The organism is Mesorhizobium koreense (assembly GCF_031656215.1).
Classification (GTDB): domain Bacteria; phylum Pseudomonadota; class Alphaproteobacteria; order Rhizobiales; family Rhizobiaceae; genus Mesorhizobium_L; species Mesorhizobium_L koreense.
The window spans coordinates 2,480,092-2,505,542 of sequence record NZ_CP134228.1 but is presented as its reverse complement, the minus strand read 5'-3'; the positions used below and the strand labels follow the sequence as shown (position 1 = coordinate 2,505,542).

The 25,451-nt window shown below is 64.7% G+C and carries 21 protein-coding genes and 1 other RNA gene; 3 read left to right on the top strand and 19 right to left on the bottom strand.

Annotated elements, in window-relative coordinates:
• Positions 1-11 precede the first annotated feature (11 nt).
• Genes murB through mraZ form a run of 12 tightly spaced genes read right to left on the bottom strand, consistent with a single transcriptional unit; the run spans position 12 to position 13,670 of the window.
• Positions 12-977: a UDP-N-acetylmuramate dehydrogenase gene (gene murB / locus RBH77_RS11875; protein WP_311032387.1), complete on the bottom strand. Its 966-nt coding sequence runs from the start codon at positions 975-977 to the stop codon at positions 12-14.
• Positions 974-2,383, bottom strand: coding sequence for a UDP-N-acetylmuramate--L-alanine ligase (murC, locus tag RBH77_RS11870; RefSeq protein WP_311032386.1), 1,410 nt, complete (start codon positions 2,381-2,383; stop codon positions 974-976). The genes murB and murC overlap by 4 nt, the downstream gene beginning before the upstream one ends.
• On the bottom strand, positions 2,380-3,507 hold the full coding sequence (gene murG / locus RBH77_RS11865; RefSeq protein WP_311032385.1) for an undecaprenyldiphospho-muramoylpentapeptide beta-N-acetylglucosaminyltransferase: 1,128 nt from the start codon (positions 3,505-3,507) through the stop codon (positions 2,380-2,382). Before murG ends, murC begins: the two co-directional genes overlap by 4 nt.
• Before the next feature lie 8 nt (positions 3,508-3,515).
• Positions 3,516-4,667, bottom strand: coding sequence for a putative lipid II flippase FtsW (gene ftsW, locus RBH77_RS11860; protein WP_311032384.1), 1,152 nt, complete (start codon positions 4,665-4,667; stop codon positions 3,516-3,518).
• The gene (gene murD / locus RBH77_RS11855; RefSeq protein WP_311032383.1) at positions 4,667-6,067 is read right to left on the bottom strand and encodes a UDP-N-acetylmuramoyl-L-alanine--D-glutamate ligase; all 1,401 of its coding nucleotides are present in this window, start codon (positions 6,065-6,067) and stop codon (positions 4,667-4,669) included. Before murD ends, ftsW begins: the two co-directional genes overlap by 1 nt.
• Positions 6,068-6,070: 3 nt before the next feature.
• Positions 6,071-7,153, bottom strand: a complete 1,083-nt coding sequence (mraY, locus tag RBH77_RS11850; protein ID WP_311032382.1) for a phospho-N-acetylmuramoyl-pentapeptide-transferase — start codon at positions 7,151-7,153, stop codon at positions 6,071-6,073.
• A 33-nt stretch (positions 7,154-7,186) separates the two neighbouring features.
• Positions 7,187-8,608, bottom strand: a complete 1,422-nt coding sequence (locus RBH77_RS11845; protein WP_311032381.1) for a UDP-N-acetylmuramoylalanyl-D-glutamyl-2,6-diaminopimelate--D-alanyl-D-alanine ligase — start codon at positions 8,606-8,608, stop codon at positions 7,187-7,189.
• Positions 8,605-10,059 carry a UDP-N-acetylmuramoyl-L-alanyl-D-glutamate--2,6-diaminopimelate ligase gene (locus RBH77_RS11840; protein WP_311032516.1) on the bottom strand — a complete coding sequence of 485 codons (1,455 nt, stop codon included), beginning with the start codon at positions 10,057-10,059 and terminating at the stop codon, positions 8,605-8,607. Before RBH77_RS11840 ends, RBH77_RS11845 begins: the two co-directional genes overlap by 4 nt.
• Before the next feature lie 48 nt (positions 10,060-10,107).
• A complete protein-coding gene (locus tag RBH77_RS11835) occupies positions 10,108-11,820 on the bottom strand; it encodes a peptidoglycan D,D-transpeptidase FtsI family protein (RefSeq protein WP_311032379.1) in 1,713 nt (570 codons plus the stop codon).
• Positions 11,817-12,179 (bottom strand): cell division protein FtsL, encoded by a 363-nt coding sequence (gene ftsL / locus RBH77_RS11830; RefSeq protein ID WP_311032378.1) that lies wholly within the window; start codon positions 12,177-12,179, stop codon positions 11,817-11,819. The genes RBH77_RS11835 and ftsL overlap by 4 nt, the downstream gene beginning before the upstream one ends.
• Positions 12,180-12,186: 7 nt before the next feature.
• Positions 12,187-13,206 (bottom strand): 16S rRNA (cytosine(1402)-N(4))-methyltransferase RsmH, encoded by a 1,020-nt coding sequence (gene rsmH / locus RBH77_RS11825; protein ID WP_311032377.1) that lies wholly within the window; start codon positions 13,204-13,206, stop codon positions 12,187-12,189.
• The gene (gene mraZ, locus RBH77_RS11820) at positions 13,203-13,670 is read right to left on the bottom strand and encodes a division/cell wall cluster transcriptional repressor MraZ (protein ID WP_311032376.1); all 468 of its coding nucleotides are present in this window, start codon (positions 13,668-13,670) and stop codon (positions 13,203-13,205) included. Before mraZ ends, rsmH begins: the two co-directional genes overlap by 4 nt.
• A 401-nt stretch (positions 13,671-14,071) precedes the next feature.
• Between mraZ and RBH77_RS11815 the strand changes: the two genes are divergently transcribed.
• Complete coding sequence (locus tag RBH77_RS11815) at positions 14,072-15,181, top strand: cystathionine gamma-lyase (protein WP_311032375.1); 1,110 nt, start codon at positions 14,072-14,074, stop codon at positions 15,179-15,181.
• Positions 15,182-15,232: 51 nt separating this feature from the next.
• Here RBH77_RS11815 and RBH77_RS11810 read toward each other — a convergent pair whose 3' ends face one another.
• The 6 genes from RBH77_RS11810 to RBH77_RS11785 form a co-directional block, all read right to left on the bottom strand.
• Positions 15,233-15,517, bottom strand: coding sequence for a type II toxin-antitoxin system ParD family antitoxin (locus RBH77_RS11810; protein ID WP_311032374.1), 285 nt, complete (start codon positions 15,515-15,517; stop codon positions 15,233-15,235).
• A 108-nt stretch (positions 15,518-15,625) separates the two neighbouring features.
• Positions 15,626-16,075, bottom strand: an RNA gene (gene rnpB, locus RBH77_RS11805) — RNase P RNA component class A.
• An 86-nt stretch (positions 16,076-16,161) separates the two neighbouring features.
• Entirely contained in the window at positions 16,162-16,878 is a 717-nt protein-coding gene (locus RBH77_RS11800; RefSeq protein ID WP_311032372.1) for a lytic transglycosylase domain-containing protein, read from the bottom strand.
• Positions 16,879-17,062: 184 nt separating this feature from the next.
• The gene (locus RBH77_RS11795) at positions 17,063-17,827 is read right to left on the bottom strand and encodes an N-acetylmuramoyl-L-alanine amidase (RefSeq protein ID WP_311032371.1); all 765 of its coding nucleotides are present in this window, start codon (positions 17,825-17,827) and stop codon (positions 17,063-17,065) included.
• A complete protein-coding gene (locus tag RBH77_RS11790) occupies positions 17,824-18,534 on the bottom strand; it encodes a TerB family tellurite resistance protein (protein ID WP_311032370.1) in 711 nt (236 codons plus the stop codon). The genes RBH77_RS11795 and RBH77_RS11790 overlap by 4 nt, the downstream gene beginning before the upstream one ends.
• A 169-nt stretch (positions 18,535-18,703) precedes the next feature.
• Positions 18,704-18,952: a hypothetical protein gene (locus RBH77_RS11785; protein ID WP_311032369.1), complete on the bottom strand. Its 249-nt coding sequence runs from the start codon at positions 18,950-18,952 to the stop codon at positions 18,704-18,706.
• A gap of 201 nt (positions 18,953-19,153) precedes the next feature.
• On the opposite strand from RBH77_RS11785, the gene RBH77_RS11780 reads away from it, so the two are divergent.
• Positions 19,154-22,858, top strand: coding sequence for a hydantoinase B/oxoprolinase family protein (locus RBH77_RS11780; protein WP_311032368.1), 3,705 nt, complete (start codon positions 19,154-19,156; stop codon positions 22,856-22,858).
• 234 nt (positions 22,859-23,092) lie between these two features.
• Here the strand turns inward: RBH77_RS11780 and RBH77_RS11775 are convergent, their stop codons facing one another.
• A complete protein-coding gene (locus RBH77_RS11775) occupies positions 23,093-24,469 on the bottom strand; it encodes a serine hydrolase domain-containing protein (RefSeq protein WP_311032367.1) in 1,377 nt (458 codons plus the stop codon).
• Positions 24,470-24,668: 199 nt separating this feature from the next.
• On the opposite strand from RBH77_RS11775, the gene RBH77_RS11770 reads away from it, so the two are divergent.
• Positions 24,669-25,442: a glycoside hydrolase family 25 protein gene (locus tag RBH77_RS11770; protein WP_311032366.1), complete on the top strand. Its 774-nt coding sequence runs from the start codon at positions 24,669-24,671 to the stop codon at positions 25,440-25,442.
• The last annotated feature ends 9 nt before the right edge of the window (positions 25,443-25,451 follow it).

Sequence of the window (25,451 nt, the reverse complement as noted above, 5' to 3'; positions counted from 1 at the left end):
GGCGACGCGCTTTAAAGCATCCGGCCGAGGAATTCATCAATAGCGCGGCCTGGCTTGAATTCGCCGATGCGCTTGATTTCCCATTCGAGCCGGATGCCCGAATGCTCCAGCACGCGGGCGCGCACCGTTTCGCCGAGGAACTCGAGATCGTAGCCGGTGGCGCTGCCGGTGTTGATCATGAAATTGCAGTGCATGGGGGACATCTGCGCGCCGCCGATCATCAGGCCGCGGCAGCCGGCCTTGTCGATCTCCTTCCAGGCCGAGGTGCCGGACGGGTTCTTGAAGGTCGAGCCGCCGGTCTTCTCGCGGATCGGCTGCACGGTCTCGCGGTGATGCTGGACGGCGTCCATCGCTGCCTTGATGGCATCGCGATCTTCCGGGAGACCTTCGAGCACAGCGGAGGTGAAGATCAGGTCGCGCGGCGCCGAGGAATGGCGGTAGGCGTAGCCCATGTCAGCGTTCTTCAGGATATGCAGTTCGCCTTTGCGGTCGAGCGCCCTCACCTCGACGACGCGTTCGCGTGTCTCCACTCCGTTCGCGCCGGCGTTCATGCGGAGCGCGCCGCCGAGCCCGCCCGGAATGCCGTGATAGAAATGGAAACCGCCGATGCCGGCTTCGAGCGCCGCCGCCGCGATGCGCTTGTCGGGCGTGGCGGCGCCGGCGCGGATCGTCGTCGGCGAGACCGCCTCGGCCTCGCCGAAACCCTTGGCCGACAGCCTGACGACGAAGCCGCGTATGCCGCCCTCACGCACGAGAAGGTTAGAGCCGATGCCGACCACCATGATCGGGATTTCCACCGGTACAGCCTTCAGGAAAGCGGCAAGGTCTTCCTCGTCGGCTGGCTGGAAAAGCGCGTCCGCCGGACCGCCGGCTCGGAACCAGGTGATCTTCTCCATTCCGGAATCGGGCATGAGACGGCCGCGCAGACCGGAAAGCCGGTCGCCGAGCTTCGCAAGGAGCGCTTCGCCCGCCGTCAAGCAGCATCCTCCGTGGCCAGTTCATTGGGCAGGGCATAGGCCCATTGCGTGATGTTGCCGGCGCCGAGGAAGATCACGAAATCGCCCGGTTTCGCCAGTTGCCGGATGATCGGCGCGATCGCCTGCGGTCCTTCGATGAAGCGTGCGTCGCGATGGCCGCCGGCACGCATCCGCGCCACCAGCGCCTTGGCCGAGACCCCTTCGATCGGCTCCTCGCCAGCCGGATAGACCGGCGCGACGAGGACGGTGTCGGCCTCGTTGAAGCAGGAGGAGAAATCGTCCATCAGGTCGCGCAGGCGCGTATAGCGGTGCGGCTGGGCGATGGCGATGACGCGGCCCTTGCTCGCGTCGCGCGCCGCCCTCAGCACCGCCTTTATCTCGACCGGGTGGTGGCCGTAATCGTCGAAGATGCTGACGCCGTTCCAGGTGCCCGTCGGGGTGAAACGTCGCTTGACGCCGCCAAAGCCGGAAAGGCCCTTGCGGACCTGCTCAGGCGTGAGTCCGAGTTCGTGCGCGACGGCGATTGCCGCGGTCGCATTGGAAACGTTATGGCGGCCGGGCATGGGAAGCGCCAGCCGATCGATGGTCGTGACGGAACCCGTCTTGCGGTTGCGGATGATCACATCGAAATGCTGCGTCGTGCCTTCGAGGCTCCGATTGACGAAGCGCACGTCGGCCTGCGGGTTCTCGCCATAGGTGATGACGCGGCGATCCTCGATGCGCGAAACCAGCGCCTGCACTTCCGGGTGGTCGATGCACATGACCCCGAAGCCGTAGAACGGGACGTTCTCGACGAAATGGCGGAACGCCTCGCGCACCTTCTCGAACGACCCGTAATGGTCGAGATGCTCCGGATCGATATTGGTGACGACGGCGATGTCGGCCGGCAGCTTGAGGAAGGTGCCGTCGCTCTCGTCGGCCTCGACCACCATCCATTCGCCCTCGCCCATGCGCGCGTTCGTGCCGTAGGCGTTGATGATGCCGCCATTGATGACGGTCGGATCGAGCCCGCCGGCTTCGAGCAGCGTCGCCACCATGGAAGTGGTCGTCGTCTTGCCATGCGTGCCGCCGATGGCGATGGCCTGTCGGAAGCGCATCAGTTCGGCCAGCATCTCCGCGCGCCGCACGATCGGCAGGAGCTTTTCCCGCGCCGCGACGAGTTCTGGATTGTTCTTCTTGATGGCGCTCGAAACCACCACGACCTCAGCATCGCCGAGATTCTCCGCCCTGTGACCGACGAAGCAATCTATGCCTTTCGCGCGCAGGCGCTGCACATTGGCGCCGTCCGCCTGGTCGGAGCCCTGCACGCGGTAGCCTAGATTGACGAGCACCTCCGCGATGCCGCTCATGCCGATGCCGCCGATGCCGATGAAATGCACCAGGCCGATCGTTTCCGGCATCTTCATGCGCGCTGTCCCTTCCTGAAATCCGCTACGTCAACCCCTCCGGCAATAGCCTCTGTCAGGTCGGCGAGCAACCGCGCCGCATCCGGCTTGCCGGCCGAACGCGCGGCAGCGGCCATGGAAAGCAGCCGCGCCTTGTCTTCCATCATCGCGCCGATCAGCGCCGACAGACGCTCGGGCGACAGGCTGTCCTGGCGGTGGACTTCCGCGCCTCCCGCTTTGGCGAGCGCCGCCGCGTTCGCTGCCTGGTCGTGGTCGAGCGCATGCGGATAGGGCACCAGAAGCGCCGGGCGGCCGATGACGGCGATCTCGGAGACGGTCGAGGCGCCGGAGCGCGATACGACGAGGTGCGCGGCTGCCATGCGTTGGGCAAGATCGCTGAAGAAGGGAGAGACCTCCGCCGTGACGCCCATCTCGGCATAGGCCGCGCGTACGGCTGCCTCGTCCTCGGGCCGCGCCTGCTGGGTGACGGCGAGCCGCGCCCGTGCTTCCTCCGGCAATGCCGCGATGGCTGGCGGGACGGCTTGGGAGAAGAACTGCGCGCCCTGGCTGCCGCCGAAGACGAGAAGCCGGAACGGCTTCGCCCCGTCGAGCGAGGGATAGGCCGATTTCGCCGCCTCGATCACGGCAGGACGGACGGGATTGCCGGTGACGACCATCTTGTCGGCGGCAAGCCCCTCGCCTTCCGCCATGAAGCCGCCGGCGATTGCGGTGACGCGTCCAGCAAGCGCCCGGTTGGCGCGGCCCATCACGGCGTTCTGTTCGTGGATCAAGGTCGGAATGCCACGCCTCGTGGCGGCGAAAAGCGGCGGCAGCGTCGGATAGCCGCCGAAGCCGACGACGATGGCCGGCTTCTGCCGCTGCAGGACCGACGAGGACCGCACGAAGCCGCGCCACAATGTCCAGCCCGAGCGAGCCATGGCGAAGGGGTTGCGCGAACCGAAAGTCGCGGAAGGAATGGTATGCACCACCGCGGCCGGAAAGCCGCCGGCATAGCGCTCGGCGCGGCGATCGGTCGCCAGATGCACCGACCAGCCGCGCCGCGTCATCTCATGTGCAAGCGCCTCGGCCGGAAACAGGTGGCCGCCGGTTCCGCCCGCCGAAAGGAGGATCGTCCGTTCACCCATGCGGGGGCCTACTCTGCCGGCACCGCTGCCCCACGCGGGGAAAAGGCGATATGCGTCCGCTTGGACGGCCGTTTGCGCGTCAGCGCCAGCACCATGCCCATGGCAATGGCTTCGGCGATGAGCGACGAGCCGCCATAGGAGATAAACGGCAACGTCATGCCTTTCGCCGGCAGGAGTTGGAGGTTGACGCCCATATTGATGATCGATTGCAGGCCGAACTGGATGACCAGACCGGCGATCGCATAGCGGCTGAAATCGTCCTGTTCGCGAAGCGAATCCCTCAAGCCTTTCAGCACCACGAAGGCGAACAGCGCCAGCACGACGAAACACAGGATCAGACCGAATTCCTCGCCGGCCACGGCAAAGACGAAATCGGTATGGCTGTCGGGCAGCACGCGCTTGATGACGCCTTCGCCCGGTCCCTGGCCGAACCAGCCGCCGCGCATCAGCGCCTCGCGCGCCGTGTCGACCTGGAAGGTGTCGCCCTCGCCGGTCATGAAGTGGTCGATGCGCTTCGCCACATGCGGGAACACGCTATAAGCGGCGCCAAGCCCGCCGATCGCCGAGGCACCGAGCGCGATGATCCACACCCATGACAGCCCGGCCATGAAGAACATGACGCCCCATGTCGCGACGAGCAGCATGGTCTGACCGAGGTCGGGCTGGGCGACGAGAAGCGTCAGCGCAACTCCGAGCAGGATCATGGCGAGAAGATTGCCGGGAATATCCGGCTGGCGCGCGCCTTCCGCAAAGAGCCAGGCGCAGACGATGACGAAGGCCGGCTTCATGAACTCGGACGGCTGCACGGATATCCCCATCAGGGTGACCCAGCGCCGCGCGCCCTTGACCTCGACACCGAAATAGAGCGCTGCGAGCATCAGGAGCAGCGACCCGGCCAGCATCACGATCGCCAGCCGTCTTATCTGCCGCTCGTCGAGGAACGACACGCCGATCATGGCGATGAGTGCCGGGACCATGAAGACGATCTGGCGGATGACGAAATGATAGGGATCGAGCCCGATCCTGACCGCCACCGCGGGGCTTGCGGCAAAGGAAAGCACGACGCCGAGCAGCATCAGCGAAAGAAAGGCCGCGAGGTACCAGCGGTCGATCGTCCACCACCAATTGCCTACCGGCCCGCGATCCAGACGGCTAACCATCAGCGCATCCCTCCGATCATCTCGATATTTTCAAGCGAGGCGACCGCCGTGCGGAACGCCTCGCCGCGCACCTCGAAATTCCTGAACTGGTCGAAACTCGCGCATGCCGGCGAGAGAAGCACCACGACTTCGTTGGACGGGTCTTTCGCCGCGTCGCGCGCGGCATGCACCACGGCGGCATCGAGCGTACCGGAAATCTCGTAGGGCGCGGCTTCGCCGAGCGTCGCGGCAAAGTCGGGCGCCGCCTCGCCGATGAGATAGGCCTTGGCGATGCGCGGAAAGAAGCTCTTCAGCGACGAAATCCCGCCCTGCTTCGGCAGGCCGCCCGCGATCCAGTAGATGCGCGGGAAACTCGAAAGGGCGGGTGCCGCGGCATCCGCGTTCGTCGCCTTGGAATCGTTGACGAAGAGCACCTTGCCGCGTCGTCCTACCTGTTCCATGCGGTGCGCAAGGCCGGGGAAGCTCCTGAGACCCGCCTGGATTTCGTCCAGCGTCAGGCCGATGTCGAGGCAGGCGGCGGTCGCCGCGATCGCGTTCTGGGCGTTGTGCTGGCCGCGCAGCGAACCTATCCCCTCCAGTGAGACGACAGGCTGCATACGCCCGCTCCACGCCTTAACGATGGTCGGCCCTTCCGCGAACATGCCGTCGGCCAGCGCCAGTCGCTTTGAGACGCGTACGACGTCCCTGCCGGCATGCTCCAACCGGTCGGCGATTTGCGCGCAATAGATGTCGTCGACGCCGATGATCGCGGTCTGGCTGCCGGCGACCAGGCGTTCCTTGACATCGGCGTAATGCTGGATGGTGCCGTGGCGATCGAGGTGGTCCGGTGTGATATTCAAGAGAACGCCGGCGGTCGGGTCCATCGAGGGGGCGAGGTCGATCTGATAGGACGAGCACTCGACCACGTAGATGCGGTCGCGTGTCGGTGGATCGAGCGTCATGACGGCGCGACCGATATTGCCGCCCATCTGCGCATCGCGCCCGGACGAGGCGACGATATGCGTGGTGAGCGCAGTGGTGGTCGACTTGCCGTTGGTGCCGGTGATGGCGATGAAGGGCGCTTCGGACGCGCGCGCGCGCCGCTCGCGGGCGAAGAGTTCGATATCGCCGATGATCTCGACGCCGGCGCCCCGCGCCAGATCGACGCTCCAGTGCGGCTTGGGATGGGTAAGCGGAACGCCGGGCGAGAGGACGAAGGAGGCAAAGCCGCTCCAGTCGGCCTTTCTGAGATCGCCGACCGGGATGCCGGCCGCTTCGGCGGCGCTGATACTCTCCGGATTGTCGTCCCAGGCGGTGACGGACGCGCCGCCCTCGACCAGCGCATGCGCTGTCGCGATCCCCGACCCGCCGAGGCCGAAAAGGGCGATTGCCTTTCCCTTGAAGGAGGTGGCGGGGATCATGCTCTACCTCAGCTTCAGGGTCGAAAGGCCGATGAGCGCGAGCATGACCGCGATGATCCAGAAACGGATCACCACCTGGCTTTCGGTCCAGCCGAGCTTTTCGAAATGGTGATGGATGGGCGCCATCAGGAACACTCGCCGGCCCGTCATCTTGAAATAGCCGACCTGGATGATGACGGACAGCGCCTCGGCGACGAACAGGCCGCCGATGATGGCGAGCACGATCTCGTGCTTGACGGCGACGGCCACGGTGCCGATCAGCCCGCCCAGCGCCAGCGAACCGGTATCGCCCATGAAGATCGCCGCCGGCGGCGCGTTGAACCAGAGGAACCCGAGCCCCGCGCCGATGACGGCGCCGAGGATGACGGCCAGTTCGCCCGTTCCCGGCACGAAATGGATTTGCAGATATTCGGCGAAGACGGCATTGCCTGAAAGATAGGCGATGACGCCGAAAGAGGCTGCCGCGATCATCACAGGCACGATCGCCAGTCCATCCAGGCCGTCGGTCAGATTGACGGCATTGCCCCCCGCGACCATTACGAGAGCGCCGAAAGGAATGAAGAACCAGCCCAGATTGACAATCCATTCCTTGAAGAAGGGGAATGTGAGCGAGGAAGAAAAGGGCGGCTGACCTTCGCGCATGATGAACCAGGCGGCGATGCAGGCGACCACGAATTCGATGGCGAGCCGCGCCCGCCCGGAAAACCCGAGATAAGACTGCTTGGTGACCTTCAGGTAGTCGTCATAAAGACCGATCAGGCCGAAGGCGATTGTCACCAGGAGCACCGTCCAGACATAGACGCTTGTGATGTTGGCCCAAAGCAGCGACGAGCCGACGATGCCCGACAGGATCATCAGGCCGCCCATGGTGGGGGTGCCGGCCTTCTTGAAATGCGTCTGCGGGCCGTCGGCGCGGATCGGCTGGCCCTTGCCTTGCCGCACGCGCAGCGAAGCGATGATCATCGGCCCGAACATGAAGACGATCAGCGCAGCGGTGATCAGCGCCCCGCCCGTGCGGAAGGTGATGTAGCGAAAGACATTGAAGATGTTGACCTTGTCCGCAAGATCGACGAGTAAGGTTAGCATTAAATTCCTAATCCCCCGATTAAGCAGGCGCCGTCATTCCGGGCCCGCGGCCGGATAGCGTCGGATGAGCGCATCGACCAGCCGGGAGAATCCGACCCCGTTCGACGATTTGACCATGACGGCGTCGCCGGGACGGACCGTCTCGAGAACCAGAGGAATGATTTCCTCGACGTTGTCGCGATATTCCTTTTTCATCCCTTTCGGCAGGCTGTCGGCGAGCGCCTTCATCTCCTTGCCGGCGAGCAGCACCAGGTCGGTTCGCGTGCCGGAGAGCATTTCGGCCAGTTCCGCATGCAGCTTTGCCGAATGCGCGCCGAGTTCCAGCATGTCGCCGAGCACGGCAATACGCCGCCCCTTGCCTTTCACGTCCGTCGCATCGAGCAGCTTTATCGCCGCCTGCATGGAGGCCGGATTGGCGTTGTAGCTTTCGTCTATCAGCGTGATCTCGCCGTCAGGATGCTTCAACCGGTGGCGCATGCCGCGCCCGCGCTCCGCCGACAGGCCGGCAAGCGCGCCGGCGGCTTTGTCCAAATCGGCGCCGGCCAGATGGGCCGCGCCGAGCACGGCGAGGATATTCTGCACGATGTGCCGCCCAGGGACGCCGATCTCCGCCTCGATCTCATGGCCGGCGATGTTGGCGGTGATATGCGAGGCGGTGGCACCGAGATCACAACTCTCAAGCCGATAGTCCGAACGAGGATTTTCGCCGAAGCCTCTGATTTTTTTCACGCCCGCTTTTCGGGCAAGCTTCTGGAGCAGCGCGAAATGGTCATCGTCGCGGTTGAGGAGCGCGGTGCCGCCGGGCGCGACCCCCTCGAATATCTCCGCCTTGGCGCGGGCGATTTCGGCGAGATCCTTGAAATGGCCGAGATGGGCGGCCGCGATCAGCGTGACGATGGCGATATGCGGGCGCACCAGTTTCGTGAGCGGCCGGATTTCACCCGGATGGTTCATGCCGATCTCGAAGACCGCATAGTCGCAATCGGCCGGCATGCGCGCCAGCGTCAGCGGTACGCCCCAATGGTTGTTGAAGGATTTGTCCGAGGCATGCACCTTGCCGGTGGCCGACAGTGCGTGGCGCAGCGCCTCCTTCGTCGTCGTCTTGCCGGCCGAGCCGGTGACCGCGATGATCTTCGCTTGAGAACGGGCACGCGCCGCCGCGCCGAGTTTCTCCAGCGCCGCGAGCACGTCCGCCACCACGATCATCGGAATGCTGAGCCGCCCAAGCGCCGGCAGTTTCTCTTCCGCCACCACAAGAAGCCCTGCCCCCGCGACATGCGCCGCCGTGGCGAAGTCGTGGCCGTCCTGCCGTTCGCCCTTGATGGCGAAGAAGGCCTCGCCGCGCTGGAGCGTCCGCGTATCGATGGAAACGCCGGAGACGCCCTCGGGCAGCCGGCCGAACGGGCGGCCGCCCATCGCCTCGGCCATGGCTTCGGAGGTCCAGAGATCGCTCATGCGGCCGCGCCCCTCAAGGCCAGCCGGACCTCCTCATGATCCGAAAAAGGCAAGGTGCGGCCGGCGATGGTCTGGCCCTCCTCATGGCCCTTGCCGGCGACGATGAGCGTGTCGCCGGCTCCGAGTATGCCGATGGCCTTGCGGATCGCCTCACGGCGGTCGCCGATCTCGATCGCACGGGGTGCGGCCGCGAGGATCGCGGCGCGGATCGATGCGGGCTCCTCGGAGCGCGGATTGTCGTCGGTCACGATGACGATATCGGCGAGACGCGAGGCGATCTCGCCCATGATCGGGCGCTTGCCTCGATCGCGGTCGCCGCCGCAGCCGAAGACGACGACCACGCGTCCCGTGGTGAAGGGCCGCACGGCCGTCAGCACATTTTCAAGCGCGTCGGGCTTATGTGCGTAATCAACATAGACGGGCGCGCCGGATACGGAAGTCCCCACAAGCTCCAGACGCCCGGATGCACCCTTCAGACGTTCAAGCGCGCCGAGCGCGGCTTCGGTCTTCGTACCGGTTGCGATCGCAAGCCCGGCTGCGACCAGCGCGTTGTAGATCTGGAAATCGCCGGCCAGCGGCAAATCGATCTCGTGGATGGCGCCCGCCGCCTCGATCTCGGCACGCTGGCGGTAGCGCTCGTGCTCGACACGCTTCAGGGTGAGGAACGTGCCCTTGCGGCCGACGGTCAGCACGTCGAGCCCGGCATGCCGTGCCGCGTTCTCCGTCGCCTCCGACCATTGGTCGTCGGCGAAGATCACCGCCGGCGCGCCCTTCGGCAAGAGCGTCTCGAAGAGCCGCATCTTCGCCTTGTGATAGTCCTCGACGGTCGGGTGGTAATCCATGTGGTCGCGGCCGAGATTGGTGAAAGCTCCAGCCGAAAGCCTCACGCCGTCGAGTCGCCGCTGGTCGAGCCCATGGCTCGACGCCTCCATGGCGGCGTGGGTGACGCCGGCATCGGCGAGTTCCTTCAGGAGACGGTGCAGTGCCACCGGATCGGGCGTCGTCAGAGAGCCGTATTCCTCGCGGCCAGGTGCGGTGACGCCGGTCGTGCCGATGCTGGCCGCCGCCGTGCCGTCCTGTTCCCAGATCTGCCGCGTGAAGGAGGCGACGGACGTCTTGCCGCTGGTGCCGGTGACGGCAACCATCGTCGCCGGTTGCGCTCCGAAGAAGCGCGCGGCTGCAAGCGCGAGCGCAAGCCTTGGATCATCGACCACAATAACAGGGACCGACAGCGCGCCAACGGCTGCATCCCGCCCCGCGACGACCGCCACCGCGCCGCGCCGCACCGCGTCGGCGGCATAGGCCGCGCCGTCCGCCCTGCTGCCCGCCAGAGCAAAGAAGAGATCGCCGACGGCAGTGGCTCGCGAGTCGGAACCGAGCCCGCCTATCTCAAGATCGCCGGATGCGCCCCCGTCGAGAGGCAGGATGCCGGCAAGGTCCCTCAGCTTCATCATACTCCATTCGTTCCGGACATCCCTTCGGGAATCCCCTAGCCGGAATCAGCGATAAGAAACGAGCAAGGCCTGAGTATCGTGGCCGAATTCGGGCTCCACATCGAGCATCGGCGCGATGCGGCGGATGATGGCGCCGGCCGTCGGCGCGCAGTTCGCGCCCGCCGTCGCCGGCCAGCCGCCATAAGGCTTCGGCTCGTCGATGATGACCAGCACGATATATTGCGGATCGTCGATCGGGAAAGCCGCGAGAAAGGCGTCGAAGTTCTTGTCGTGGGCGTAGCGGCCGTTGACGACCTTGTCCGCCGTACCGGTCTTGCCGCCGACGAGGAAGCCCGGCACCGCCGCCTGGCGGCCGGAGCCCTTCTCTACGTTGAGCCGCATGAGATAGCGCATTTCGGCACTGGTCTGTGCCCGCAATACCCGATGCTCGACGGCCTCGGCCTGTTCCTCGGTGCGCGGTAGAAGCGTTGGTGGAATATAGATACCGCCATTCATGACCGCGACACCCGCGACCGCCGTCTGCAAGGGCGTGGTCGCAACACCATGACCAAAGGCGATGGTCATCTGGTTGAGCGGCGTCCATTTCGCGGGCGAAAGGGGCGTCGCGACCTCCGGCAGTTCGAGCGGCATCTTGGTCAGGAGCCCGAGCTTGGTCAGGAATTCCTTGTGCTCGGGAATGCTGATCTTCTCGGCTTCCTTCGCCGTGCCGATATTCGAGGAATAGATGAAGATCTCCGGCACGCTCAGCGCCCGGCCCTTCGCATGGTAGTCGTGGATGGTGAAGCGGCCGTAATGCAGCGGATGCGAAGCGTCGAACTTGTCGGTAATCTTCACCCGGCCCGAATCGAGCGCCATGGCCGTGGTGAACGTCTTGAAGGTCGAGCCCATCTCGTAGACGCCGCCCGACATGCGGTTCAGCCGGTCCTTCTCGTTGGCGTTAAAGGGGTTGTTCGGATCGAAATCCGGCACCGAGGCCATGCCGAGGATCTCGCCCGTCTTGGCGTTGAGGACGACGGCGCCCGCCGCGATGGCGCGGTAGCGCTCCATCGCCTGGGTGATCTCGTCATGGATGATATGCTGGACGCGCAGATCGATCGACAGTTTGACGGGCTTGAGGTCGTTGGCGGTGGCGAGACCCGTCTGCTGCAGCACGGCCAGGCCCTGATCGTCGACCCATTTCTCCATGCCGGCGATGCCCTTGTTGTCGACATTCACCAGGCCGACGACATGGGCGACGGTGGAGCCGGCCGGGTAGAAGCGGCGCTTCTCCGAGCGGAAGCCGATGCCGGGAATGCCGAGTTGGAGGATGTCGGCCTCCTGCTTCGGCGTAAGCTGACGCCTGAGCCAGACGAAACCTGCCTTGCTGTTCAGCCTGTTGTAGACCTGTTCGTAATCGATGTCCGGCAACACCGTGGCGAGCTTGTCGATCGCCTCGTCGATATCGACGATGCGGCGCGGCTCGGCATAGAGCGACGCGGTCTTGATGTCGGTCGCGAGCACCTCGCCGTTACGGTCGACGATATCTGGCCGCGCGGCCGTCGGACGCCCAGCGGGCGGTCCGTTGTCCTCGGGCTGATGCGTACCGTAATAGACCAGCCGCCCGGCCATCACCGCATAGACGGCGAAGAAGACCGACATGGTCATGACGATGCGGTTGCTCGTGCGGCCGCCGCCCGATTTGCGCGCGCCTTCCACCACGATGGGCGCATCCGCGCCATCGGCCGTCTTCTTCCGGCCCCGTTTCAACCAGCCCATCATGGCTTCACCCCGCCGGTCACGATGCCATCGGTTCCGTTTCGCGCCACCGCCACGCCGCTGTCGGGCGGGCTCGGCGGCCGCATCGGCAGATCGTCCAGCGTGGCGATCTGGTCGGCCTGGACCGGTTTCAACTGCAATTGGTCCTGATAGACATCGACCAGTTTCTGCAGCCGGCCCGGCCGCGACAGGAGGGCCCAGTCGGCCTTGAGGAGATCGATCGTTTCCTTTTCGAGCCGGATTCGGGTCTTGGTCTGGTTGATCGCGTCGAGCTGGTCCTCCGCCCCGCGCTTGACCTGATAGGTATATGCGGCGGCGGCGACCATGACGGCGATGAGAACGGCATCTGTGGTACGGAACACGGGTACTCTACCTCTCGGCCGTGAGCCGAGGCTCTGGCAGCCTCGGCAATGCAAAGATGGACGGATCGGCGGGACGTGCCGGCTCGGCTGTGCGAACCGCACCCCTGAGCTTCGCCGAACGCGCGCGCGGGTTTTGCGCGATCTCCTCTTCGGAGGCCGTGACGACACGGGCCGGCTTGTCGAAGGTCGCCGGGGCTGCCGTTTGTGCGGGCAGGTGACGGGATATGGCGGCGGCCGCCGAACGGTCCGTAAGGAAGCGCTTGACGATGCGGTCCTCCAGCGAATGGAAGGAGACGACGGCGAGTCGCCCGCCCGGCTTCAGGATATGCTCGGCGGCGAAGAGCGCCGCCGCCAGTTCGCCGAGCTCGTCGTTCACGAAGATCCTGAGCGCCTGGAAGACGCGCGTCGCCGGATGAATCCTGTCCTTCGAATTGTTGCCGACCAGAGCCTCGATCGACTGCGCCAGATCGCGGGTCGTCGTGAAAAGTCGGTCGGCACGCCGCCTTTCGATCATGCGAGCGATGCGGCCGGCGTGACGCTCCTCGCCGAGAATGCCGAATATGCGTGTGAGATCGCCGACCTTGAATGTGTTGACGACATCGGCGGCTGCGAGCCCCGCCTGCGCCATGCGCATGTCGAGCGGCCCGTCATGGCGGAAGGAAAAGCCGCGCTCCGCCTCGTCCAGTTGCATGGAGGAAACGCCGATATCGAGAACGACGCCGTCCACCGGACCGTCCGTGCATTCGTCCAGACGGGAGAACGGAGCCTCAACCAACCGCAACCGTCCGTCCGAGCCGGCTTCGAGCGACCGGCCGGCGGCAATGGCGTCCGGGTCGCGATCGATGGCAACGACGTTGGCGCCGATGTCGAGCAGCGCGCGCGTATAGCCCCCGGCCCCGAAGGTTCCGTCGACAATCACCTTGCCGGCGGCTGGCTGGAGCATTTCAAGGACTTCGGAAAGGAGAACCGGAATGTGGCGGGCCGGTCCGCCACCGGCGTCTGACGTACCGCCGGGGCCTGCCGTCATTCCGATTCTCCAGCCTGCCTTGCCCTGGCGGCCGATTGCCGAAGCCGGGTGAGCCGCGCGCGGACCGCCGCGCCATGCGCGCGCAGCCGCTCCGGCTCCCATATCTGGAAGAAATTGCCGCGACCCAGAAAAGCCACTTCCGTCCCGATCCCGGTATGCTCGCGGATGAAATCCGTCACAATGATACGCCCGTCCTGATCGAGTTTCAGGAAGGTCCCGTCGCCATGGCAGAAAAAGGAAATGTCGTCCGCGGTACCGGTAAGCGGATCCTCCGCCGCGATCCTCGCCTCGTAGCGGTCGAGCAGATCCGGCCCGCCGACATCCATCGACGGCGTATCCAGCGTCCGCAGCGCATAGAGCTCCTGATAACCGCGCTTTTGAAGCACCGAACGGAAATGCGCAGGCACCGAGACGCGGCCCTTGGCGTCGATGCGGTTCACGGCGCTGGAGAGAAAGCGATCCATCACAGGCTGCACCCGCCCTGGCCACGATGTCCGCCCATGATCCGCCGCACCCCGGCTCTCCTGCTTCAAATCTCGCGTTTCCGGCAGGCAAACGGAAGCGGACGGCCGCGCGGACGGCCCGGCCCCTGCACGCTTTATCCTCTACGGAAACGATCGGTTGACTGACTGAATGGGATAACATGGGCTGATATGGGCGTCAACGGGAACAGTTCCGGCTGCGCCTGCCCTGGCGCTTTCGACGCCCGGGATTTCGGCCGGTTCGCACATTTATCGGTCATTAAGCCTAATGATCCGTTTATGCGCGCGTGGCAGATGCGCTCCATCGCCCTTGCGTCAAGGTAGACGCGCGGTCATAGCTGCCGTCGGAAAGAGCCGCGAGAGAAGCCCTCGAGAGAACCCTTATGAAGAAATCGCCGGAAAAGCGCGCGGCCGAGGCGGCGCATCTGAGGCAGCGTGAACTCGCCAAAGGCGACCCGGTCGCCCTGCCGCTGACCATGGCCTCGATGTACCACCTGCCGGGCGATCCGACGGGCGTCCGGCAATATGGCCGTTTCGACAATCCGACCCGGGAGGCCGTCGAAAAACTGCTCGGCCATCTGGAGGACGCCGAGGCGCTCGCCTTCCCTTCCGGCATGGGGGCGATCTCGGCGGTTTTCTTTTCGCTGCTCAAGGCGGGCGACCGCATCCTGCTCCCTTCGGACGGCTATTACACGACGCGCGTGCTTGCCGAGCGGTTTCTGAATAAACTCGGCGTCACCCATGACCTTCGACCGACCGCCTCCTTCGGCGAGGGTGGCTTCGGCGGCTATCGGCTGGTCTTCATCGAGACACCGTCCAATCCCGGCCTCGATATCTGCGACATCGCCGCCGTGGCTTCCGAAGCGCACGCCGCCGGTGCCGTGGTCCTGGCCGACAACACCACCATGACGCCGCTCGGCCAGCGCCCGCTCGACCTTGGCGCGGACGTGGTGGTAGCCGCCGACACCAAGGCACCGAACGGCCATTCCGACGCGCTTTTCGGCCATGTCGCCAGCCACGACGCGGAAATCATGAAAGCGGTCGCCGAATGGCGGAAGCTTTCCGGCGCCATTCCCGGTCCGTTCGAGGCGTGGCTGGTCCATCGCGGGCTGGAGACGCTGGAGGTGCGGTTTGACCGCATGTGCTCGACGGCGGAACTTCTTGCGCCGCGCCTTGCCGCGCACCCGGCCGTGAAGGCGCTACGCTACCCCGGCCTCGACGGCGATCCCTCGCACAATCTGGCCCGAGCCCAGATGGAGCGTTTCGGCTTCATGATCGGCTTGACGCTCAAATCGGAAGCGGCGGCAGAGCGCTTCATCAATGGCTGCGCGCTCCTCCAGCCCGCCACCTCCTTCGGCGGCATACACAGTTCGGCCGAACGCCGCGCCCGCTGGGGCGACGCCGTCGAGCCCGGCTTCGTCAGGCTGTCGGTCGGCTGCGAGCCGGCGGAGGACCTATGGGAAGCACTTCAGGCGGCACTCGAGAAACGATAAAGACTGGAACTGGCCGATGGCAAGGTAGACTGGCGTACTAACCGCCGTATCTTAACTCCGCTTTCTGGCGCTCTCCATACGCAGGCGAGCCTTCTGCTTCAGTGCTTCCATCGTTGAGGGGCCATCGGGCGGCGGTCCGCTGTCGATGCCATCCTGCACCAGCGCGCGCAGTTCCTCCAGCGTATAGCCGAACAGGTCGCGCCGCTCCTTCCATTGGCGCAGCGCGTCGCGGACGACCTCGCTCGCTGAAGCGTATTCGCCGGCGGCGACCGCCTCGTCCACCTCTGCGGCGAGCTCCGGCGAAAGCGTGACGCTCCTTTTATCCACCGTCGACATGGGAGCCTCCTGTCATTGCGGACTGTACCGGACCGGAAGGTAGGATCAAATCCTACCGAGGACAAGCATAGGTAATGCTCCAGACGTCACCAGAACAGGAGGAAAGAAATTGCCAGCCGGCCTGTAAGCCGGGTTCTGTATGGCCCCGCAGCCTCTCGGCAGCGGAACGTGGCGGCCATTCATCTGGGACGGATGTCGCCATCCGCCTCACGCGACCAACCCGGACGGCTGGGCCGGAAACGACCCTGAAGGTTGCCCTTCGCGCCATCCCTATTCGGTCTTGCTCCCGGTGGGGTTTGCCGTGCCGCCCCTGTTACCAGGCGCGCGGTGGGCTCTTACCCCACCCTTTCACCCTTACCCCGCCAATATATCGGCCCGTTCATATCGGACAGGCCATCACAAAGAGGCCGATATATAGGCGGGGTGGTCTGCTTTCTGTGGCACTTTCCCTGGGGTTTCCCCCGCCGGCTGTTAGCCGGCACCGTGTTTCCGTGGAGCCCGGACTTTCCTCGCGAACAGCCTTTCGGCATTTATCCGCGCGGCCGCCCAGCCGACTGGCAGGGCGTATAAAGACGTTCGCCACGAAAAGTTCAATCCCGCTCTTGCGGAGGCAGGCTCTCCTTCGTCCGTCAGCGGGCCTCGAATTACGTCGCTGCGTCGCCGAGCGCCGCTTCCACGCGCCCGCAATAGGCGGCCGATATGGGGTTCATGCGTTTGGCTGCATGGCCGGCATTGTACTTGAGCAGCGTTCCGCAGGTCGTGCCATTGCCGACGTCCTGGGCCATGCCGAGATATTTCATGCCCCACTTGATATTCGTTTCGGGACTGTAGAGTTGCTTGACGCTGCCGGAATAGCCGAGCATCCGAGCCGTCGAAGGTTTGATCTGCATGAGCCCCACCTCGCCGGCAAGGCCGGTCTTGTGTGCATTGTAGCCGCTTTCCACCTCGATCACCGCCCGCGCCAGCGATGGCGCAACGCCGTACGCCGCCGCGTAGCGGTCGATGATGCCGCCATAGGCGTGGGTGGAACGAACGGAAGGCTGGGCGGAACGGTCCTCCATCGCCTGGCGCGGCGTAGACTCCTTTTTCTTTATCGAGGCGGTCGTAGTACGGTCGATCTTCGCCGCATGGCCGGACTTTGACGCATGCGCCACGCGCCGCTCTCGACGCACGACGCGCGAAGCGGTCTTTTTCGTGGCCTTGTGGGTCCCGGCCTTTGCCGCCGCGGGTTCTTTCTTCTGCGCGGCCGCCAATGCCTCCGCCATGATCCTTCCGCCGTCTCTGGGAGCTTCATGGGCGTGGGCGGCAAAACTCGTCATGGCGGCGGCAAGCGCCACCGCGATTGCGATCGATCGTGTCATTTCGTCCTGATCTGTGGCTGGCCGGCTGTGGAAATCCGGCGCGTGGTTGTTGTTATTCCGGGTCGCACAGACGGACCCGGTGCTTACGGGGACGGTGTGTGATGGCGGAATGGGCGGCAAAAATGGCGCCGCGAATCACATTGAGTGACGGCTGGTTACAAAAAAGCAGCTTACCTAACGGTACTTAGGCGACGTTCTTAACCAGTTTGGCGAGAAGCGCCCGCAAGGTTTCCACCGTCGATTCGTCCGCGATGCCGTCCACGAGCGCCGGCCGGAAATGACGCTGGAACGCCGTCACCGCCTGCCAGGTCCCGTCATCGAACGTACCGCTGATATCCACGCCGTAACCGTAGAGCGCCAGCATCGACTGAAGGTTTTCGACGGCTTGGCCGGCGCTGCCCTGCGCGAGGGCTTCCCCTTCACGGATCGGCGCAGGCGCGACGAAATGGCCGATGCCCGATGCGGCAAGGCGGCGCCACGGGAATTTTTCGCCCGGATCGGCTTTGCGCGCCGGCGCGATATCGGAATGCGCCAGTACCCTCTCGGGCGGCACGCGATGGCGGAGCGAGATGCCCTGGCAAAGATCGATGACAGCCTCGATCTGACGGTCTCCGAAGTCCTCGTACCCGAGAAAATGGCCGCTATTGACGATCTCGATGCCGACCGAGCGTGAATTCATGTCGGTTTCGCCGTGCCAGGAACTGGCGCCTGCATGCCATGCCCGGTCGATCTCGCGCACCATCTGCACGATGCGCCCGTCCTCATGTACGAGATAATGCGACGAGACCTCGCTTTCGGGATTGCACAGCCACGCTTCCGCCGCCTCGCCGGTTTCCATGCCGGTATAATGCAGGATGATCGCATCCGCGCGCTTGCCGTCGCGGCGGGGGCCGAAATTCGGCGAAATCCGCACCTCCGCGCCGCCATGGTCCGGCAGGAAGCCGCTCATCGACGACGACGCCCCTTCTCGATCACCTCGTAGGCGGCGTTAAGCGCGGCGACGCGTGTCGAGGCGATCGCGACGAACTCTTCCGGCAGGCCCCGCGCAATCGCGCGGTCTGGGTGGTTTTCGCGGACAAGCAGGCGGTAATGCTTGCGGATTTCCTCGAAACTCGCGTCGCGCCCGACACCCAGCACCTTGTAAGGATCCGCCTCCCCTATATCGGCATGGCGCGCGAGGATGCTCTCGAAATGATCCGGGCTGATCTCGAAAATCTCGGAGATACGGCGCAGGAAAGCGACTTCCCGTTCATGCACCATGCCGTCCGCCTTGGCGATGTGGAAAAGCCCGTCGAGGATGTCCTCGAGCATGGCACAATTCGGATGGCCCGACCCGCACATGCCTGCCAGCCGCTCGGCATAGACCTCGTAGCCGGCGATATCCTGCTTGGCGATGTCGTAGAGACGGGCGACATTCCGCGCCTCGTTCTCCGGCACCAGGAAAATCTGCCGGAAAGCGCGAATCTCGTTCTGGGTGACGATGCCGTCGGCCTTGGCCATCTTCGCCGAAAGCGCGATCATGGCGACCGAAAACGCCACGCGGCGTCTCAATTCCGGATCGCCGGCAAAGAGCGTGCGCACCGCCTCCAGCGCATTGGAGAGAGCGGTTCCCGAAACGCGCGAAACAATATCGCCTATGCGAGTCCAGATCGACATTGGCGCGTTCTAGAACGAGTTGAAGCGGATGGAAACAGCGCCCGCGGGGCTATGGCTGATTCGCGCGCGGCATCCGCAGGCCCGGGGCGGTTCCCTGGCTCTTTTCCCCAATTTCCATGCAAAGAAAAAGGCCGGCGAACCGGCCTTTTCCATAGTCATGCATCGGCACTTATTGCGCGGGCTTCGACGTATCGGTCGAAGGCGCCGTCGTGGTCGTGCCGGAATTGTCGGACGGAGCCGCCTGAGGCGTCGTCGGGGCCGGCTTCATGGTGTTGTCGGTCGACGGAGCGGCCGGAGCAGTCGTCGCAGGCGGGGTAGTGCTCTGCGTCGTCTGGTTGTCCGTACCACCATTGTCGTTGCATGCCGCAAGGCCCAGCAAAGCGATCGCCGAAACGGACGCAAGAATGATCTTTTTCATTGTCCTTCTCCTTTCGAAGCTCGCCCGGTCACCCCCGAGCGTCAGCAGGATAATGGCTGCACCTTATTTTCGTTTCGTCACATTGGGTTACCGCCTGTTACAGCTTCGCCGCGCGCAAGCGCCCGCAACCGACTTCGACATTGCCCGCGAGAGATTTCGGCTTTAGAGACCGGATCGAATAGTGTCGAGCGGAGCGGATAAATGGGCGGACGCTGGGATTTCTGGATCGATCGGGGCGGCACCTTCACCGACGTGATCGGCCGCGATCCCGAAGGCGGGCTGCATCCGCGCAAGCTGCTTTCCGAAAATCCGGAAGCCTATCGCGACGCCGCCATCCAGGGTATCCGCGACCTGCTCGGCGTCGCGGCAGGCGAATCGATCCCCTCGGACCAGATCCGCGACATCAAGATGGGCACGACGGTTGCAACCAACGCGCTTCTGGAGCGTAAGGGCGACCGCGTCGCGCTTCTCATCACGCGTGGCTTCCGCGACGCGCTCCGGATCGCCTATCAGGCTCGGCCCGACATCTTCGCCAAGGAGATCATCCTTCCCGAACAGCTCTACGAGCGCGTCATCGAGATCGACGAGCGCGTGCGTGCCGATGGAACGGTCGAAAAGGCCCTCGATCTCAAAAGCGCCCGCGCGGCCATCGAAGCCGCAAAGCGCGACGGTATCGATGCAGTGGCGATCGTCTTCATGCATGCCTGGAAATTCGCCGACCATGAGGTCGAGGCCGAGCTTCTGTGCAAGGAGGTCGGCTTCACGCAGATTTCGGTCAGCCATAAGACATCGCCGCTGATCAAGCTGGTCGGCCGCGGCGACACCACCGTTGTCGACGCCTATCTCTCACCGATCCTGTCGAGATATGTGCAGCGTGTGGCGGAGGAACTGGGCGTAGGCAAAGTATCGGCCGAAGGCCGCAAGTCCAACCGGACGTCGGCCGGTCAGGCCGCCCCAGCGGAGGCCAGCCCGAAGGGCGGTGCGGCCGTGAGCCCGAGACTGATGTTCATGATGTCGTCGGGCGGGCTCACCGCCGCCGATATGTTCCAGGGCAAGGACGCTCTTCTGTCCGGCCCGGCCGGCGGCGTTGTCGGCATGGTCGAGACGGCAAGGCTCGCCGGCTTCGACCAGGTGATCGGCTTCGACATGGGCGGCACCTCGACCGACGTCGCCCATTATGACGGCGAATACGAGCGCGCCTTCGATACTGAGGTCGCCGGCGTGCGCGTGCGCGCGCCGATGATGCGCATCCACACGGTTGCCGCCGGCGGCGGCTCGATACTGCATTACGAGGACGGACGCTTCCAGGCCGGCCCGGATTCGGCAGGCGCCAATCCCGGTCCCGCCTGTTACCGTCGCGGCGGACCGCTGGCCGTCACCGACGCGAACCTGATGCTCGGAAAGCTGCAACCCGACTTCTTCCCCTCGATCTTCGGCCCGAACCAGGACCAGCCTCTCGACAGGAAGATCGTGGAGGAAAAGTTCCGCAAGCTGGCCGAAGAGATCGGCGACGGCCGCTCGCCGGAATCCGTGGCCGAAGGCTTCATCACCATCGCCGTCGAGAACATGGCCAACGCCATCAAGAAGATCTCGGTGCAGCGCGGCTACGACGTGACGCGCTATCTCCTGAACTGCTTCGGCGGCGCGGGCGGCCAGCACGCCTGCCTCGTGGCCGATGCGCTCGGCATGGAGACGGTGTTGATCCATCCCTTCTCCGGCCTGCTTTCCGCCTACGGCATCGGGCTCGCCGTCGTGTCGGCCTCGCGCCAACAGGCGCTCCTGAAGCCGCTTGCGGACGCCTCGCTTCCAGCCATTCGGGAAATGATCGCCGATCTCGGCAGCCAGGTACTTGCCGAACTCGACGGCCAGGGCATCGAGAAGACGGACGTGGCGGAGCATGCCGTCCTGCACATCCGCTACGACGGCACCGACAGTTCGCTACCCGTCGGCTTCGATCACGGTTCGATCACGGAGGCGAAAAAAGCCTTCGAGACGGCGCACAAGGCACAGTTCGGCTTCATCTACGACGACAAGCCGATGGTGGTCGAGGCTGTCGGCGTCGAAGGAACCGATAGCCGCGAGCACGGCCGCGACGAGAGCGACCAACCGAGTGTCGGCGCGGAACCGAAACCGGTCGAGAAACGCGCCCTCTTCACCGAAGGCGGGAACCGCGAGGCCGGCATCTTCCGCCGCGCCGACCTTTCCGCCGGCAATCACGTCACCGGCCCGGCGCTCATCATCGAGGGCCACCAGACGATCGTCGTCGAGCCCGGCTGGCAGGCGGAGATCACAACAAAGGATCACGTGCTTCTGCGCCGGATCGAGAAGAAGCGGCGGCAGGCGGCGCTCGGCACCGAAGCGGACCCGGTGATGCTGGAGGTCTTCAACAACCTCTTCATGTCGATCGCCGAGCAGATGGGCGTGACGCTGCAGAACACCGCCTATTCCGTCAACATCAAGGAGCGGCTCGATTTCTCCTGCGCGGTGTTCGATCGCGACGGTGCTCTGGTGGCGAACGCGCCGCATATGCCGGTGCATCTCGGCTCGATGGATCGCTCGGTCGAGGCCATCATCCGGCTGAACGAAGGCGACATCCATCCCGGCGACGTCTTCGCGCTGAACGCGCCGTATAACGGCGGCACGCATCTTCCCGACATCACGGTGGTGACGCCGGTCTTCGATGCGGCCGGGAAGGAAATCCTGTTCTATACCGCCTCGCGCGGACACCACGCCGATGTCGGCGGCACGGCGCCGGGCTCGATGACGCCACTTGCCACCACGGTGGACGAGGAAGGGGTGCTGATCGACAATTTCCGGCTCGTCGAACGCGGCCGCTTCCGTGAGAAGGAGTTACACGACCTTCTCACGAACCACCCCTACCCTGCCCGCAACCCGGTCCAGAACATCGCCGATCTCAAGGCGCAGATCGCCGCCAACGAAAAGGGCGTGGCCGAACTCCGGAAAATGGTCGTGCATTTCGGGCTCGACGTGGTGGAAGCCTATATGGGCCACGTGCAGGACAATGCGGCCGAGAGCGTGCGCCGCGTGCTGGAGCGTCTGCCGGACAGTTCCGAATACGAATATGCGACCGATACCGGCCAGGTGATCAAGGTGAAGATAACGGTCGATCGCGAGAAGCGGGAGGCAACTGTCGATTTCACCGGCACCTCGCCGGTGATGAAGAACAATTTCAACGCGCCGGAACCGGTGGCGCGGGCGGCGGTTCTCTACGCCTTCCGCGTCATGGTGGAAGGCTCGATCCCGATGAATGCGGGATGCCTGAGGCCGATCAATATCATCATCCCCGATGGCTGCATGCTGCGTCCCGCCTACCCGGCGGCCGTCGTGGCCGGCAATGTCGAGACCTCGCAGCACGTCACCAATGCGATGTTCGGCGCCATGGGTGCGCTGGCGAATGCGCAAGGCACCATGAACAACCTCACCTACGGCAATGAAAAATATCAGTATTACGAGACGATCTGCTCGGGCTCGCCGGCCGGCCGCATGAATGACGGGCACGGCTTCAACGGCACGTCGGGGGTCCACACCCATATGACCAACTCGCGCCTGACCGACCCGGAAATCCTGGAACTGCGCTTTCCCGTGTTGCTCGAGGATTTCCATATCCGCGAGGGCTCCGGCGGCAAGGGCAAGTGGCACGCGGGCGACGGCACGCGCCGCACCGTCCGCTTCCTCGAAAAGATGGAATGCGCCATCCTCTCATCGCACCGCAACCGCCCGCCAGAAGGCATAGAGGGCGGCGGCCACGGCGAGGCCGGCAAGACCGAGGTGCGCCGCCTCGACGGCACGGTCGAGACGCTGAAGGCCTGCGACCAGACCGTTCTCGAAGCCGGCGAGGCGGTTATCGTCACCACGCCGACATCGGGAGGATTCGGGAAGGCGTAGGCAGGAATTCCCTATGGCTATAAATGTTTCAGTGCGTCCTTCGAGGCTCGCTCCGCTCGCACCTCAGGATGAGGGAGGTCTGTGACGGCATTTTAAGTCTGAGGCGTTGCGATCAACGTACCGCACCCTGAAGTCTCTCGGAATTTAGCGCCGGAAAGGGGGCACCGACCTCCCTCATCCTGAGGTGCGAGCGGAGCGAGCCTCGAAGGACGCACGGCACGGCAAATCAAAGTCCTACTCCACCGCCTTCGCCAGCGCTGCGACAAGCTTCTGCGGCCGGTAATCGAGCCAGGCCGGCGTCAGCCCCATCCTCACCACCACCATCCGCTTCGAAGGGACGATGGCGACCGTCTGCCCGTCATGACCTTGGAGCCAGTAGGTTCCTTCCGGCACGCCTCTGGCAACACCATCGCCCTTCTTGTCTTCGGGCCCTTCCAGCCACACTTCGCCCTTGCCGTAGACACCGTTCGGGGCCGCGGCCGGCTCGTGCATCATGGTGACGAAGCCCTCGGGCAGGATGCGCTTGCCGTTCCACACGCCGTCCTGCAACAGGAACTGGCCGAACCGCGCCCAGTCATGCGCCGTCGCGTAGAGGTAGGACGCGCCGGTCAGCGTGCCGCTCTCGTCGGCCTCGAGGACTGCGCTTTGCATGCCGAGCGGCTCGAACAGCGCCTTACGCGGATAGGCGAGCGAGGCGGCCTCGTCGCCGACGGCGTTCTGCCACAACCGCGCCAGCATGACGCTGGTGCCGGTCGAATAGCTGAATTTCGTGCCGATCGCCGCTACCAGCGGCTTGGAGGCGGCGAATTTCGCCATGTCCGGCTCGAGATAGAGCATGCGGGTGACGTCGGAGACGGTGCCGTAATCCTCGTTGAAGGCAAGGCCGCTCTCCATCGCCATCAGTTCGGCGACCGAAATGTTCCTGCGTTCGTCGCCGGCCCATTCCGGGAAAAGGTTCTTCCGGTCGAGCGAAAGCTTGCCGGCGCCGAGGACCGTTCCAAGGATAGCGACATTGACGGTCTTCGACATCGACCAGCCGATGAGCGGCGTATCGGCCGCGAAGCCTTCGCCATAGCGCTCGCCGATGATGCGGCCGTCCTTCACCACGACCACCGCCCGCATGCCGGGCCCGATGAGGCCGGCGTCATCGAGCAGCTTCGCGATAACCGGATCCTGCGACGGCTCGACCCGCTCGCCGTCCGGCCAGAGATCGGCGGAAACCTTGGGTTGCGGTGGTTCCGTGGTCGTGAACTTCCTTGCCGCGGCGATGTCGCCGTCCGGCACAAGCGCGCAGCCGAGCCCCGGCCGGGCGACGGCCTCGTTGGCGGCGAAGGCGCCAAGGAAGGAAGCCTTCACGGTCCCGGCCTTCCTATCGACTTCGACATCGAAGAATTTGAGCAGCGGATTGCCGGGCGCCTGGACATCCACCGCCAGCACTTCTTCCGGATCGCGGCCGGCAATGAACACGTTCGAACAGACGATCTTCGCTGCATAGCCGGCACCGACGCGCAGGAGATCAGGCGGGAACGCCGCGAGCCAAACGGCCGCCGCAACGACGGTGAGCGCGACTAGCCCGGCGAGCCACTTCACGATCCTGGTCAGCGCTCGCACGTAAACCCTGTCCCTGCTTACCCTCGATTGGTCCCCAACGGACCATTGACTTGCCGGCCCGGTTCGTCTTTCTCGACTGTCGGGCGGCCAAGGGCATAAATCAACCGCTTTCGTCCTGCGGCCCGCCGCCCGTTATCGGATCGCTTACCGGCACCGCGGTATGAGAGCGTCAGCGATCCCCGAAGCGCCTGGAGAAGCGATGCGCCGTCTCGCGGTCCTGTCCCTGTTGCTGGTGCTCGCCGCCTGTACGTCGATCTCCTATGATTTCGGCGAAATCGCCGGGCCGGGACCGCGCTTCCGCGACCGCGACCCGCATCAGTGGAAATCGCGTACCCCGTGGAGCTACGCCGTCCACGGCACCGACGTCGCGAAATATCAGAACGCGGTCGATTGGCCGAAGTTGAAGAGCGAGGGCCTCGCCTTCGCCTTCATCAAGGCCACGGAGGGCGGCGACCGCGTCGACGAGCGTTTCGACGAGAACTGGCGCGGCGCGCGGCGCGCCGGCATTCCACGCGGCGCCTATCATTTCTACTATTTCTGCCGGCCCGCGATCGAACAGGCCGCCTGGTACATCAACCACGTGCCCAAGGAACGATCCTCCCTGCCGCCCGTTCTCGACATGGAATGGAACCCGGCCTCTCCCACCTGCAAGCTCCGCCCTGATCCCGAGACGGTACGCGCCGAGATGAGGGTCTTTCTCGACGCCGTTACCAGACATTACGGCAAGAAGCCGATCATCTACACGACTATCGATTTCTTCGAGGATAATGATTTGGCGAGGATCCGGGGCTATCCGTTCTGGCTGCGCTCGGTGGCCGGCCATCCGGACGACAAATATCGTGGCCTGCCCTGGACTTTCTGGCAATACACCGGCACCGGCATCGTGCCCGGCATAAAGGGCGATGCCGATCTAAATACGTTCAACGGCGATACGGGCGACTGGCGCAAATGGCTGACCGCGAATACCACATGAGGGAGTTTC